This is a genomic window from Micromonospora globbae (genome assembly GCF_003610785.1).
Taxonomy (GTDB): Bacteria; Actinomycetota; Actinomycetes; order Mycobacteriales; family Micromonosporaceae; genus Micromonospora; species Micromonospora globbae.
Genome location: NZ_RAQQ01000010.1, coordinates 197,708 through 212,922, shown reverse-complemented (window position 1 = coordinate 212,922; position 15,215 = coordinate 197,708). Strand labels below are relative to the sequence as shown.

At 73.8% G+C, this 15,215-nt stretch carries 6 protein-coding genes; 3 read left to right on the top strand and 3 right to left on the bottom strand.

Annotation, left to right across the window (positions count from 1 at the left end; genetic code table 11):
- Positions 1 to 48: 48 nt before the first annotated feature.
- Positions 49 to 2,073 (bottom strand): hypothetical protein, encoded by a 2,025-nt coding sequence (locus D7I43_RS15995; protein ID WP_240032985.1) that lies wholly within the window; start codon positions 2,071 to 2,073, stop codon positions 49 to 51.
- Positions 2,074 to 2,695: 622 nt separating this feature from the next.
- Here D7I43_RS15995 and D7I43_RS15990 point away from each other — a divergent pair.
- The 3 genes from D7I43_RS15990 (at position 2,696) to D7I43_RS15980 (ending at position 10,332) form a co-directional block, all read left to right on the top strand.
- Complete coding sequence (locus D7I43_RS15990) at positions 2,696 to 5,629, top strand: ATP-binding protein (protein WP_120329290.1); 2,934 nt, start codon at positions 2,696 to 2,698, stop codon at positions 5,627 to 5,629.
- A 474-nt stretch (positions 5,630 to 6,103) separates the two neighbouring features.
- Positions 6,104 to 9,694 carry a S8 family serine peptidase gene (locus tag D7I43_RS15985; protein WP_147427254.1) on the top strand — a complete coding sequence of 1,197 codons (3,591 nt, stop codon included), beginning with the start codon at positions 6,104 to 6,106 and terminating at the stop codon, positions 9,692 to 9,694.
- Positions 9,691 to 10,332, top strand: coding sequence for a hypothetical protein (locus D7I43_RS15980; RefSeq protein WP_147427253.1), 642 nt, complete (start codon positions 9,691 to 9,693; stop codon positions 10,330 to 10,332). Before D7I43_RS15985 ends, D7I43_RS15980 begins: the two co-directional genes overlap by 4 nt.
- Before the next feature lie 105 nt (positions 10,333 to 10,437).
- On the opposite strand, the gene eccCb is transcribed toward D7I43_RS15980, so the two are convergent.
- Together eccCb and D7I43_RS15970 are read right to left on the bottom strand one after the other, a co-directional pair.
- Positions 10,438 to 14,769 carry a type VII secretion protein EccCb gene (gene eccCb, locus D7I43_RS15975; protein ID WP_120329287.1) on the bottom strand — a complete coding sequence of 1,444 codons (4,332 nt, stop codon included), beginning with the start codon at positions 14,767 to 14,769 and terminating at the stop codon, positions 10,438 to 10,440.
- Between the two features lie 2 nt (positions 14,770 to 14,771).
- Positions 14,772 to 15,215, bottom strand: coding sequence for a hypothetical protein (locus D7I43_RS15970; RefSeq protein ID WP_120329286.1), 444 nt, complete (start codon positions 15,213 to 15,215; stop codon positions 14,772 to 14,774).

Below are 15,215 nucleotides of genomic sequence, written 5' to 3'. Positions count from 1 at the left end.
GGCACCGCCCCCCGCGTCGACCCCGGTCGCCGGCCGAGGGTGACCACGTCACGCGCAGGGCGCCCCCGCGCAGACGTCGACGACCTTGCCGGTCAGCAGGAACGTGGCCTTCTGCCGCTGCGCCGCGGGCTGGGCGCGCGGGTACTCGTGCGGGTCCGCGCCGTACTCCGGCCCCTCCGGCGCGAGGTTGGTCGGCGGCGGGGCGTACGCCGCGCCGCTGTTCCAGATCACGATGGCCGAGCCGGTGTACGGGTAGGAGCGGATCGGCGGGATGCCCCAGTACGGCCTCACGTCCGTCGACCAGCCGTCGGCGAGGGCGGGGGTGTGCAGGCGGGCGCCGATGGTCCGCGCCTGGACCTCGGCCGCGGCGGGGGAGACCTGGTGGTCGCCGAAGGCCACGTGCATGAGCACCTGGTGGCGCGGGGTGCGGGGCAGCGGGTCGTCGGTCATGTGCTGGGCGTACCCGTTGGCCTCCGACCGGTCCCACAGCATCTGCAGCAGCGCGAAGATCAGCTGCTGGTCCGCCGGGTCCGGGTACGACACGTCCATGATCGCCTGGAACGGGGCGAAGTCCACGCTGCGTTGCAGCAGGGTGGAGTAGTTCATGGCCGGCACGCCGAGCACCGAGCGCGTCCAGTCCTGGGCGATGGCGGTGAGCGCGCCGCCGTTGATGCCGCCCTGGCTGTTGCCGTCGTAGTGCAGGCCGCCCCGGACGTCGATCAGGGAGCGCCCGGCGGCGTCCTGGAACGCCCGGTCGGCGGCGAAGCCGCGCGGGTGGATCATCGTCCGGCCGAGGAAGAGGAAGTTCAGGAAGCTCTGCTGCAGCCGGTCCACGACCGCGGGGAACGCGCTGAGGTCGCCGAACGTGCCCGCCACGTACGGCACGTCGGCCGCGGCCATGCCGATCCAACTCGTCGCGCAGAAGGCGAAGCGGTACGTGTCCGACATGCTCTTGACGTTGCCGGCGTTGATCTCGGTCGGTCTGCCGAGCAGGCCGTGGCCGTAGAGCGACAGGTGCGCCGGGCGGGCGGCGGTGGCGCTGCGCGGGATGTTGCAGACGAAGTCCGCCGACACCGTCGCGCCGGACGGCGTGGGAAGCGCGTCCTTGGTGGGTGGTGTCCCGTCGCCGCCGGCCCGCCCGTAGTGCAGGCGGGAACCGGGCCCGCCGTCGCCGGTCAGGTAGGACGGCACGGCGACCGTCCCCGTGACCTGGCGGGCGATCCGCGGATCCTGCTCCGGCGTGTAGTCGGTGACCTGGGTGACGGTGTACGACGGCGCCGCCGCGCCGAGCGTGGCGAACGCGCGGTCGCGGATCGCCAGCATGCGTCCGGTGAGACCCTGCCGGCTCGCCACCGTGAAGTCCCAGGCGAGGTAGAGGTGGTGACGCGTGACGCCGGCCCGGGTCAGGTCGGCGAGGATGCGCTTCATCTGCGGCGCGCGGCGGTCGCGGGGGCCGAGGCCGTTGCCGGTGACGTACGCCCGGAAGGCCGCCGGCGCGGGGATCGGCGCGCCCGTCTCGTCGCGCATGCCGCGCAGGCCCACGACGTAGCGGGCGCCCTCGGTCAGCGCGACCGCCGGCCGGATGACGAGCAGCCGCCGGTCCGGCCGGTCGGCGGCGTGGGCGTCCAACTCCGCCCAGTACGGGGTGCGCCTGCCGGTGTCGGCGTCGAGCAGCACGATCGGGGCGTCCGGCGCCAGCGAGCGGCCGACGTCGGTGACCGGGGCGATGCCCGTGGCCGCGGCGTCGAGGCCGGGCACGTGCACGAGGATCGGCGAGCCGGGGCTGAACCCGTCCTGCCGGTTCCACTCGGTCGGGTCGATGGGGGTGCCCTGCACGGTGGCCGGCATCGACGAGGGCGTGAACTGCACACGCCTGCCCGTGGGGCTGGTGCGGTCGGGCACCGTGAAGTAGTCGTTCGGGAACGGCAGCAGGCAGGCCGTCGGGTCGATCGGGTCGCACGCGCCGTGCGCCGGCCGCGGCGGGGGTGGGCCCGCGGCGGCGGTCGTGCCGAGCAGCACGGCACCGGCGGTCACCAGCACGGACACGACGAGACGGAGCCGGCGGATGGTCACGCGCATCTCCTCGGCGGGGACGGACGGGGCCGACGCGGGCCCGGGGGTGGTGGGGTGTGTCCTTCCTACGCTCGTGAAGGATCCTCGGCAAGGGGCGGACCGTCGGGTGTGGGCGGACGGCGAACGCGGCGACCCGGGTCGGTCGGGGCGTCGCGGAATCCTCGTCGCAGCCGCCCGCATTCCGTCGTCGCGCGCCGGTCCGCATTTCACGGGCGGGCGTACGGTTGTCGGCCGCCCGCCGTTCGGCGGCCCCGACGGTTTCGGTCCGCGAGCCGCGGGCATTTCGGACGGAACCCGTCCGTCGCCGCAATTCAACAATTGCCCCCGTCGACCGGCTCGCCTATCCGGATCGGCGCGGGACGCCGGCGACGGGCAGGTGGCGGTCCCTGCGGAGGCGTGGGAATTGCCGTCCATGGGGGATGCCCACAGTTCCTGTGCGGCGGACGACGAGTCGGACTAATTCCGTCATGTCCGAGCCTTCTCCGCGGCCGGGCCGCCTTCTCGTACGCGCCCCCGCAATGCGGCCGTCCCGCTCTATGGATATTCCACGAATATCGGTGGACTTCAACGTCATTTCCGGGCGACAATCGGCCCGGCCGATGCTGACCGACCGGGAGGGGGGATGGTGACTACCCGGTCCGGGACGCGTTCCGGTCAACTCCCCGCGCTGTCCGTGCCGCGGTTCGTCGGACGCGACCGGGAACTCACCGCGCTCGGCGACGCGCTGGGGCGGCCACCCGCCGTGGTCCTGCTGGAGGGCGAGGCGGGAATCGGCAAGACCCGGCTGCTCCGGGAGCTCCTGCCGTCCTCGTCCGGGCCCGACGGACGTGTCCTCATCGGCGCGTGCCCTCCACTGCGCGAGCCGTACACCCTCGGCGCCGTGGTCGACGCGGTGCGCGAGGGCGTCGGCGGCGTCGCCGGGCTGCGGCTCAGCGGCCTGGCCGGCGCCTTGCGTCCGCTGTTCCCCGAGTGGGACGCCGACCTGCCACCGGCCCCCGAGCCGCTGGGGGACGCGACAGCGGCGCGGCACCGGCTGTTCCGGGCGTTCGTCGAACTGCTCAACCGGCTCGGCGTCGCGGTGCTCGCCCTCGAGGACGTGCACTGGGCCGACGAGGCGACCCTGGAGTTCCTGCTGTTCCTCGTCTCCCGCCGGCCGCAGCCCGTCAGCGTGGTGGTGACGTACCGGCCGGAGGAACTCCCGCCCGACTCGCTGCTGCTGCGGCTGTCCTCCCGGGTGCCGGCCGACGCCCACCTGGTCCGCATGACGCTGAAGCCGCTGGGCGTCGCCGAGTCGGCCACGTTCGTCTCCTCCATGCTGGCCGACGAACACGTCTCGGCCGAGTTCGCGGCCTTCCTGCACTCCCGGACGGAGGGCGTCCCGCTGGCGTTGGAGGAGTCGGTGCGGCTGATGCACGCCCGCGCCGACCTGATCCGCCAGAACGGTGCGTGGGCGCGCCGCCGGCTGGACCACATCGAGGTGCCGCCCACCATCCGCGACGCCGTGCTGGAGCGCGTCGCCCGGCTACGGCCCGACACGCGCACGGTCCTGTACGCCGCGGCGGTGCTGGCGGACCCGGCCGACTACCCGACGCTGCGGGCGGTGACCGGCCTGCCGGACGAGCGCGCGAGCGCCCAGGTGGCCGAGGCGGTGGGGTGCGGCCTCCTCCGCGAGGACGGGCGCGGGCAGTGGTCCTTCCGCCACTCCCTGGCCTGCCGGGCCGTCTACGAGGCCATCCCCGCCCAGGAGCGGCGGTGCATGCACCTGCGCGCCGGCCGGGCCCTGGAGGCCGCGCCGCTGCCGCCCGTGGCGCAACTGGCCCGGCACTTCCGGGAGGCCGGCGACGTCGAGGCGTCGCGCCGGTACGCCGAGCAGGCCGCCGACCTCTCCGCGGAGGCCGGCGACGTGGCCACCTCGGCGCTGCTGCTGCACAACCTGGTCACCACCGTCGCCCTGCCGGTGGAGGCACTCGTCCGGCTCGTCACGAAGATCCAGTTCCAGTCGCTGCCCGGCTCCGACCCGTACTCGAAGGTCCTCGAGTCGTTGCAGTCGGCGCTGCGGACCCAGGCCCTGACGCCCGCGCAGGAGGCGCTGGTCCGCTTCCAGCTCGGCCGGGTGCTCATGGTGGCCGGCGCCATGGAGACGGGCCGGTGCGAGATCGCCGATGCCGTGCCCCACCTGCCGCCGGACTCCCTGGAGGCCGCGCGGGCACGGATCCTCCTCGCCCTTCCCCTCGGGGCCGCGCGGCCGGTCGCCGAGCACCTGCGGTGGCTGCGCGAGGCGCCGCCGGTGGCGCCGTCGATCGCCTCCCACGAACGGCTCCGCCTGTTCCTCGAACGCTCCTTCGCCCTGATCATGCTCGGTGAGGAGGTCGGCTGGGTCGAGGCGCGGCAGATCCCCGACGACGCCACCAGCCCGCAGGAGGCGGCGCTCATCGCCATCGGCCACACCAACATCGGCGAAGCGGCGATGCGGTGGGGGCGGTACGGCGAGGCCCGCCGGCGCCTGGCCAGGGCCCTGGCCCTCGCCGAGGACCACCAGCTGCTGGGCCACTTCGGCAGCATCGCGTCCACCGCGGCCCACCTGGACTGGTTCACCGGCGCCTGGGCCGGCCTCCCGGAACGGGTCGCGGCGCTGCTCGACGACGACGGCGTACGGCTGAAGGACCGGTGCGAGGCCGCTCTCGTCGCGGGTCTGATCCAGGCCGCCGGCGGAGACCGGGACGTCGCGGAGCAGCGGCTGCGGTTCGCCCGGCACGACGACCAGCAACACGTCGAGGCGGCGGCGGCGCTGGCGTGCCTGCACCTCTACGACGGCGACGTCGACGAGGCCCTGCGGATCACCGACGAACCGACCGACATCACCGTGCGCAGCGGCATCTGGCCCCGGGCCGCCGAGATCGCCCCGGTGCGGGTCGCCGCGCTCGTGGCCGCCGGCCAGCTCGACCGCGCCGCGGACCTGGTGGCCACGTTCGCGCGGGCCCTCGGCGACGTGGACGCGCCGGCGCCGCAGGCATCCCTCGTGGTGTGCCGGGCGCTCCTGGCCGAGGGCGAGGGTCAGCTCGGCCGCGCCGCGGCGCTGTTCGCGCAGGCGGCCGCCGCGTGGGAGACGCTGCCACGCCCGTACGGCGCCCTGCTCACCCGGGAGCACCACGGTCGCTGCCTGCTCGCCGCCGGCCGGGAGCAGGCGGGCCTGGCGGTCCTGTCCGACGTGGCACGGGCGCTGTCCGACCTCGGCGCGCACCACGACGCCGACCGGGTGACACGGTGCCTGCGGGAGCGGGCCCCGTCCTCCCGGGCGCCGCGGGCCCGTCGCGGCCGGCCGAGCTACGGCAACCGGCTCTCCCCCCGCGAGCGGGAGGTGGTCCGGCTGCTGGTCGGCGGGCGGACGAACCGGCAGATCGCCGACGCCCTCGTGGTGTCGACGCAGACGGTGGCCAGCCAGCTGAAGTCGGCGATGCGCAAGCTGGACGTGTCCTCGCGCACCGCGCTCGCGATCCGGGTCGTGGAGCTGGGCCTCGTCGGCGATCAGGAACAGCCGCCGGACGGCGACGAATAAATTCGCCACCGTCACTGGCTGCGAAGAAATACGCGCCGGTGGGGCGCCTCTTTAAATCCCGCATCTGACCAATCGAGGCCGGGCCCGTCCCGATCACACACTGGGCACCATGCTGCCCGCAGATCCGCCGAGGCCGGAACCGGCCGGCGATCCCCTCGCGCCGGTGTCCGGCGCGGGGGACGAGCCGGTACCGGCAGTACCGCCGACCAGTCCGGCAGACACCCCGACCGCCGAGGGCACGGGCGGTGCCGAGGTCGCCGGTGAGTACGAACCGCTCTAGTGAGGAGACCCCATGGCCGGACCGTGAACACCCGTGGTGAGCAGGCACCTCACCCCGTACCCCCGAAGCTCCGCACGTCCGTAGTCGTAACCCCCTGACAGGAGACCGAAGAGATGAGGCGAAGCCCGGCCAGAAGGCCTTTCGGGCGGCGCCTGGGCGCGGCGACCGCTGGTCTGGCCATCCTCGCGATGGTCATGTCGACCACGGCGGCCCACGCGGCCAGACCCACCCAGCAGGCGCCGATCCCCGGCGCCCCACAGCGACAGCACGTGACGGTGAACCCCAACGACGATCTGCTGCGGACCGTCGCCGCCTCCGGCGCGACCCTGCCGCTCACGCTGATCACCGGTGACACCGTGCACGTGGGCATCGACGCCGACGGCAAGCCGGTCGTCCGCGACACCGAGAGCGCGGCCCGGCCCGACGGGTCCACCGTCGTGTTCCACACCATCACCCGCAGGGGCGCCGTCCACGTCGTACCCAACGACGCCCTGCCGCTCGTCAGCGACGGCCTGCTCGACTGGGGCCTCTTCGACCTGAGGAAGCTCGCGGCCCTCGCGGCGTCCGGCACGGTCGGCACGGTGCCGGTGCTCGTCACCTACACCGGGAAGACGTCGGCCGCGAAGGCCCCGAAGGCCGCCGGTGCCACCGAGGGCAAGGTGCTCCCGAGCGTCAACGGCCGCTCGCTGACCATCGCGGGCGACGGCCGGTGGTGGCACGACGTGCGGGGCAAGACGGACCAGGGCATCGGCGCCGCGCGCGCCGCAGGCTCCCTGGCCGGCGTCGAGAAGGTGTGGCTCAACGAGCTGGCCACGGTCTCCCTCGACACCTCCGTGCCGCAGATCGGCGCGCCCGTCGCCTGGGAGCGCGGATACGACGGCACCGGGGTGTCCGTGGCGGTGCTCGACACCGGCATCGACCCCGACCACCCCGACGTGGCCGGGAAGATCGTCGAGCAGGTCGACTTCACCGGCAACGCCAACGGTCCCCGCGACGGGCACGGGCACGGCACGCACGTGGCGGCCACGATCCTCGGCACCGGGGCCGCGTCCGACGGGCTGCGCAAGGGCGTCGCGCCCGGCGCCCAACTGCGGGTCGGCAAGATCTGCAACGACGGGGGCTCCTGTGCCCTCGACGCGATCATCGCCGGGATGGAGTGGGCCGCCCAGACCGGGGCCCGGGTCGTCAACATGAGCATCGGCGGTGGCGCCACCGACGGCACCGACCCGATGAGCGAGTCGCTCAACCAGCTCAGCCGGACCACCGGAACCCTCTTCGTGGTCGCGGCGGGCAACAACGGCCCGGCCAGCGGGACGGTCGGCGCCCCCGGCGCCGCCGACGAGGCGCTCACCGTGGCGGCCGTCGACAAGGAAGACGAGATGGCCGACTTCTCCAGCCGCGGACCGCGGGTGGGGGACGGCGCCGCCAAGCCGGACATCGCCGCCCCGGGCGTCGACATCGTGGCGGCACGGGCCGCCGGCACCGCGATGGGCACCGTCGTGGACGACTACTACACCACCGCCAGCGGCACCTCGATGGCCACACCGCACGTGGCCGGCGCCGCGGCGATCATCGCCCAGCAGCACCCGGAGATGCGCGGCCAGGAGATCAAGGCACTGCTCATGGGCACCGCCACCGACCTGGGACACGACGTGTACGCCCAGGGCGTCGGGCGGGTGAACGTCGGCACCGCCGTCGACCCCACGATCATCCCGAGCGGCAGCCTGAACTTCGGCCGGCTGGCCTACCCGCACTCGGCACAGGTGAAGACCGTCACCTACACCAACCACACCGACGAGGCCATCACGCTGCACCTCTCGACGTCGATCGCCTCGGGTGACCGGCCCGCCCCGAACGGCCTGTTCAGCCTCAGCACCGACCAGGTGGTCGTACCCGCCCGAGGCTCCGCCGAGGTCTCGCTGACCCTCGACGGCCGGGTGCTCGGCACCGACGGGCTCTTCGGCCGCTACACCGGCGTCCTGAACGCCCGGGACGCCTCGAACACACTGCGGGCCACCACCCGCGTCAACGCCTTCGTCGAGCCGCAGCGGTTCGGCCTCACCCTGAAGGTGGTCCCGCCGAAGGACGCGACCACCGTCCGCTACGGCAACGCCGTCGTGCTGCCGGTCGACGACAAGGACCTCCTGCACGACGGTCCCGTCTCCCTGGAGGGCGCGGAGACGGTCACGGCGTCGCTGTTCGGCGGCACGTACGCGGCCGCGGTCGCCGTCGAGTGGCAGGACAAGGCCGGCGAGTGGCACACCGCCGTGCCGATGGCGGCGGAGGTGACCGTCACCAGGGCGACCACGGCCACGCTGGACCTGCGCAAGGCCAAGCCGCTGCGGGTGCAGGCCCCGGTGCCCACCGAGACCTACGACGCGGTGACCAACTTCGAGCGGCTCTCCGCGACCGGCGCGTGGGGGATGACGAGCGAGCTCACGGCCGCGTACGGCGCCGACGAGCCGAACTGGTGGGCGCTGCCGACCGGCAAGGTGCGCAGCGGAACCCTCACCCACAACACCTACAGCGTCCTCGCGACGCCGGTGGTCACCATGAAGGTCGTCGGTGGCGGTGAGGCGTTCAGCCTGTCCAGCCGCTACCACACCCCGGACGTCTCGGTGCCCGTCGGGCAGCAGACGTGGCAGGAGGGGGAGACGACCGTCGGCCGCGACATCGCCGTCTCGGTTCCCCGCCTGCCGACCCGCGGCCTCGCGTCGGTGGTCCACGCGGGCACCGGCTCCGCCGCCGACCTCGCGAAGGTCGGCGTCAGGGGCAAGCTCGTGCTGGTGACGCCGACCGACATCTGCACGACGGCCTGCGACTTCATCATGCTGCGGGACCGGGTGGCGGCCGCCGCCGCGGCGGGCGCCGTCGGCGTGCTGGTCGCGGCGCCGGGCCTCACCTCGCTGGGCGTCGTCCCGACGCAGAGCGCCACCTGCACCGACGGGCCGCAGAGCTGCCCCGAGGTCCAGCCGTACGCCGCACTGCCCGTCGTGAGCGTGGACCACGACGCGGCGGCGCGCCTCATCAAGCGGCTCAACGCCGACTCGCGGCACGTCCGGATCCTCCTCGGTGGCAGCAGCGCACCGACGGTCTACGGCGCCTCGTTCGGCAGCAGCGGCAAGGTCCCGTCCGACCTGCCGTACCGGACCCGGACGCGCGACTTCGACCGGGTCGACCACCACTTCCACGCCGACCGGCCGGGGGAGGCCGTCAGCCACACCTGGCAGCAGCAGCCCAAGTCGGGTCCGCCCGCGGTGCTGCTGGACGTGCCGCTCACGGCCACGCAGCGGACGCTGACCATGTTCGTGAAGCGGCAGGGCGACGCGATCAACCGGTTCCAGACGGCCTGGGCCGAGCACGCCGGACCCTCCGTGCGGGGTGCGAGCGGCGGCGAGATGCAGGACGTCGCGCTCACCGGCAGGAACGAACTGCACTGGAACACCGGACCGACCGTGCCGGGCGCCGTGCCGCAGGTGCGGACCCGGTCTGGCTTCACCGTCGAGACCGGTTACCTCTGCTCGGGCTGCCGGCAGGGTGACACGTTCTATCCGACCCTCTACCTGACCGGCAGCGGCGGCGGCCGCCAGGCCATGATCGGGATCGTCAACGACACGGGCCTCGGGCAGTACTACTTCGGAAGCCCGAGCTGCGAGCCGCCCGCCTGCGACTTCCGCCTGCGCGACGGGTCCGGCGACGAGGTCGAGCGGCGCTACGAGCGGGTCACCTGGGGGATCGGCGGCAACGCCGGTGCCACGGCGGGCCTCGCCGGAGGCCGGCGATGACGGTCGAGACAGCTAAGGAGACCAACGCCATGAACATGAACGCGCCGTCGCCGCGGCGCCGGAAGGGGGCCGTGGCCGCGCTGGTGACCGCAGCGGTGTTCGCCCTCGGCTGCTCCGTCGGCGGGGACATCGTCGCCTACGACCTGCCGGCCGAGTCGGCCCGGTACACCTTCGAGGCGGAGACCAACGGGGTCAAGACGGTGTGGGAGTACACCTCCGACAAGCCGACCGAAGGGGAGGCCTCGGAGCTGCAGCCCTGCATGGGCGAGGTGCTCGGCAACAACTCCGACGCCTGCCGCCCCGAGCCGCTGATCTTCCTGAAGTACGACCTCAACCTGGCCCTGGACAACACGGCCCGCGCCGGCGACAGCCACCGCATCACGGTGGTCGGCTACTACCAGGAACGGCTCACCGCACCGCCCACGGTGACCTCGCTGCGGGTCGAGGCGAGCTTCGACGAGGGCCGGACGTGGCGGCCGGTGACCACCCGGGCCACGGCGAAGAACACCTTCACGGCGGAGATCAAGCACCCGAAGCGGCAGCAGGCCGCCGAGGGCGTCGCGCTGCGGATCAGCGCGACCGACAGCGGTGGCAACACGGTCACCCAGACCATGCCCGAGGCGTACCGGCTGCGCTGAGGAACCGGCCACCGAGTGGAGGGAACCGGGGGTGACGGCCGGGGCGAGGCGACTCGCCCCGGCCGTTCGCCGTGCGACGGGACGCCACCGCGGCCGAACCGCCGGTCAGGGCTCCGACCAGGCGGTCTGGACGACCAGCGCGTCCTCCCGGCGGCGGACCAGGGTGCCCCGACCGGGCGGCATCGCCTGCGGCCGCAGCCCACCCAGGAGCGGGCCCTCCTCCCGGCTCCCCGACATGAGCAGTCCCGGGGAGTCCAACTCGCGCAGGCGTTGCAGCACGGGCTCGTAGAGCGCCCGCCCCGCGCCGCCGCAGCGCCGGGCCACGATCAGGTGCAACCCGATGTCGCGGGCGTGCGGCAGCAGGTCCAGCAGCGCCCCGAGCGGGTTGTTGCCGGCGGAGGCGACCAGGTCGTAGTCGTCCACCAGGAGGAAGAGGTCGGGCCCCGTCCACCAGTTGCGCGACCGGAGCTGCTCGGCGGTGACCTCCGGCCCGGGCAGCCGCGCCGCCATCGCCTGACGCACCGAGGCCAACGCCTCGGTGAGCACCTGCTGGGAGGGGGCGTACTCGACGAGGTGCTCGTCCGGGACCGCGCCGAGCAGGCTCCGCCGGTAGTCGACGACCATCAGCCGGGCCTGCGCCGGCGTACGCCGGGCGACGATCTGCCGGGCGACGAGCCGGAGCAGGTTGGTCTTGCCGCACTCGGCGTCACCGAAGACGATCAGGTGCGGCTCGCGGTCGACGTCGAGGCTGACCGGGGAGAGGGACGACTCGTCGACCGCGACGGGTATCCCGGACGCGGCCGGGTCGACGAGCGCGTCGAGCTGCTCCATCGTGAGCCGGCGCGGCAACAGGCGCACCGGCGGCGCGGGCGCACCGGGCCACGCCTGCGCGACGGCCGTCACCAGCTGCGTCGTCGCCGTGGCCAGGTCGTCCACGTCGTGTCCACCGTCGATGCGGGACAGCGCCGTGAGGAAGTGCAGCCGGCCGCGCAGCAGACCGCGGCCCGGCGTACGGGGCACGTTCGCGGCGGCACGCCGGCCGAACTCGGACTCGGCGGGGTCGCCGAGCCGCAGTTCCAGGCGGGTGCCGAGCAGGTCCCGCAGGGTCATCCGGAACTCCATCCAGCGGGCGCCCGTCAGCACCACGTGCACCCCGGAGCCCGACCCCCGCTGGGCGATGTCCGTGATCGCCTGCTCCAGCTCCTCGTACTCCTGGCGCAGCGTGGTCCAGCCGTCCACGACGAGGAAGACGTCCCCGAACGGGTCGTCGGCGAACTCCCCGGCGGCGCGGCGCGACCGGTAGTCCGCCATGGACTGCACGTCGTGCGTGGAGAAGCGGTGTTCCCGCGCGTCCAGGATCGCGGTCACCTCGGCGACGGTCCGCCGCACCGCCTCGGTGTCCCGCCGGGTGGCCACCCCGGAGACGTGGGGCAGCCCGTCGAGGGCCCGCAGGCCGCCGCCGCCGAGGTCGAGGCAGAAGAACTGGACCTCGCGTGGCGTGTGGGTCAGCGCCAGCGCCGTCACGAGGGCGCGCAGCATCGTGGTCTTGCCGGACAGGGGAGCACCCACCACGGCGACGTTCCCGCCGCTGCCGTCGAGTTCCAGCCACAACGGCTCCCGGGCGTGCCGCTCGGGCACGTCGACGACGCCGACGGGCACGCGCAGCGGCGCCCGCTCCTCCCGTATCGGCGTGAGGCCGCGGACCGGGTGCCGGTGCAGCGGGCCGAGGAGGTCGTCCAGGCTGGGCGGCTCGGCCAGCGGCGGCAGCCAGATCTGGTGCGCGGCGGGTTGCCGGCCCCGCAGCCGCTCGACCAGGATCTCCACGAGGCTGCGGCCGAGCAGCTCCGGCGGTGCCGCGTCGTCCGGGTCGGCGAGCGGCCCGGAGACGTACGCGGCCCGGAAGGCGTTCATCGTCGTGCCGGCCTTCAGGAAGCCGTGCCCGGGCGCGCGCGGCAACTCGTAGGCGTCCGGCACGCCGAGCACCATCCGGCTCTCCGTCGCCGAGAACGTCCGCAGGCCGATCCGGTACGACATGTGCGTGTCGAGCCCTCGCAGCCGTCCCTCCTCCAGTCGCTGCGTGGCGAGCAGGAGATGCACACCGAGGGAGCGGCCGACCCGGGCGATGTGCACGAAGACGTCGATGAACTCGGGCCGCGCGCTGAGCAGCTCGGAGAACTCGTCACAGGCGACCACCAGGCTGGGCAGCGGTGGCAGCGCGGCGCCGGCCTCCCGGGCGCGTTCGTAGTCGCGGCGGTTGGCGTGGTTGCCGGCGGCGCGCAGCAGCTCCTGACGGCGGATCATCTCCCCGTTCAGCGTGTCCGCGAGCCGGTCGATCAGGGTCAGGTCGTCGGCGAGGTTGGTGACCAGCGCGCTCACGTGGGGGAGCCCGGCGAACGGCCGGAACGTCGCCCCGCCCTTGAAGTCGATGAGGACGAGGTTGAGCTGGTCGGTGGAGTGCCGTGCGGCGAGCGCCACGACGATCGTCCGCAGGAGTTCGCTCTTGCCCGACCCGGTGGCGCCCACGAGCAGCCCGTGGGGCCCCATGCCCTCCTGGGCCGACTCCTTGAGGTCGAGCAGCACCGGCCGCCCCTGGTCGTCCAGTCCCACGGGCGCCGTGAGGTGGTCCGCGCCGGTGCCGGTGCGCCGCCCCTCGAACCGCCACAGCGCCGCCCGGTCGGGTACGCCGAGCACGAGGAGCGTCTCGTCGGGCCGGTCGGCCAGTGGGAGGGACCGGTCCCCGCCCGTCGCGGTGCCCGTGGAGGCCACCGACCAGGCCTGCACGATGGTCGACACCATGGTGCCGGTGTCCTCCGCCGGCTCGGTCTCCGGGTCCGTCTCGCCGTCGACCGTGCTCGCCGTCAGGTCGGGCAGCGCGATGCGGAAGGTCCGCCGGCCGTGGATGGCCCAGCCGGGCAGGTTCATCGGCAGGCGGGCGGCCTGGTCGGGGTTGACCAGCGACTCCTGCGGCTGCGACAGGCGGGTCTCGATCCGGGTCTGGGGCAGTTCCCGCAGCTCGTCCGGGATGACCCGCCAGCTCCGCTCGACGATGACGACGTGGATCCCGTAGCCGAGGCCCTTGTTGGCGAGGTCGACCACGCGGGACGTGAAGTCGGGCAGCAGGGTCGCGAAGTCCTGCCAGCGGTCGACGATCAGGAAGACGTCCGGGCACGGGCCGATGTCGAGGTCGGCCCGCCGGGCCCGCAGGCTGGTCGGCGACTCCAACTCGTGGCGGCGGAAGAGCTGCTTGCGGTCGAGGACGTCGCGTTCCAGGCGGTCGAGCAGCTTGCCGACCTCGTCGACCTCGTCGTCGCCGAGCACCGCGTGGACGTGCGGCAGGCGCCGCATCGGGCCGAGGCGGTTGCCGCCCGACTCCAGGCAGTGGATCGCCACCTCGTCGTCGGAGTGGGTGAGCGCGAGCGCGCCGATGATGGTCCGGAGCAGGGTGGTCTTTCCGGTCCCCGCCCGCCCCACGACGAGCAGGTGGCCGTCGGAGGAGGCCAGGTCCAGCCAGACCGGTTCGCCGCCCGGCTGGTCGATCCGCTGCACGCGCCCGACGGGGATCCTCAGCAGTCCCCGTCGCCGCCACTCGGTGGCCCGCAGCTTCACGTCCTCGGCCGGCTCCAGCGGGCCCAGCAGGTCGCCCAGGCGCGGTTCCCGCTGGTCGCGGTGCCGCCGGTGCCGCTGCTGCCCCTCCCGCGACAGGGCGATGTGTATCTCGTCGCTCGCGCTGCCGAAGTGGCACGGCGTCTGCGCCGAGCGCTTCGGCAGTTCGAGGTGCACGTACCGCCACAGGTCGTCCGGGGTGATCCGGCCGCGTCCGGAGATGTCGGCGGCGCCGGTGCTGAGGCCCTGGATGACGGTCTCGGTGAACGCGGAGCGCTGGCGCGGCGCGGTCTCGGACGCCGGCCGTCCGTCGTCGGCCCGCTCGACCGAGTTGGTGGCGGTGATGACGTAGCGCCCGTACCCGGTCTTCAGCTCACCGTCGATCGCGAGGTCGTCGGTGGTCTTCAGGCCCTGCCCCTCGAACGCGCCGCTGTAGCAGCAGTCGAGCAGGATGACCGAGCTGGCCGCGTCGCACTCGTCCAGCAGTTCCCGGATGAAGGAGGCGGAGATCGCGGTCGACGAGAGGTGGTCCACCTCGGTGTTCGCGACGGCGAGGTGCAGCCGGCCGCGCTTGCTGCTGCGGACGCCGTGGCCGGAGAAGTAGAGCAGGACGAGGTCCTCCGGACCGGCGGCCCGCAGCATCGCCTCCATGGCCCGCTCGATGGAGCTCTTCGACTCGTTCTCCAGCAGCAGCGTCTGGTCGAACGCGCCGATGTCCGCGTCCGCGAGGAGGCTGAGCAGGTCGCGGGCCTCCTCGCGGGGCGCGTAGAGGTCGGAGAGGGACTCGTCGATGTACCGGTCGTTGGCGATCAGCAGCGCCCGTCGTGCCCCCATCCTCAGCTCCCCGCGCGGGCGCTCCCGCCGTCGGGGGAGGCGGTGGGTAGGGCCGCGGTGGCGGGAGCGGCCGTCGACCCGGACTGGCCGAGCAGCTGCGCGAGCTGGTCGACGAGCTGCGCGTCCACCCGGGTCGCCCCCGTGACCACCAGCTCGTTGTCCCCGCTGCGCAGCCGGATCGAGCGCGCCTTGACCCGGTCGGCGTACGCGATGGCGATCTGCGCGATCGCCCGCATGGTGGTGGCCGAGAAGAGACCGCCGACCACCAGCATGCCCAGCTCCCACGCCTGCGGGGACTTCCCGTGCCCGTCGGCCGGACGCTGCGCGTGCGCGACCCGCAGGCCGCGGACGGTGCGCAGGTCGTCGGCGAGGCCGGACGCGAGCCCGTCCACGCGCTCGGCGGTAAGCGCCGGGCTCGGTTCGACGAGCAGGGTGAGTTCGGACAC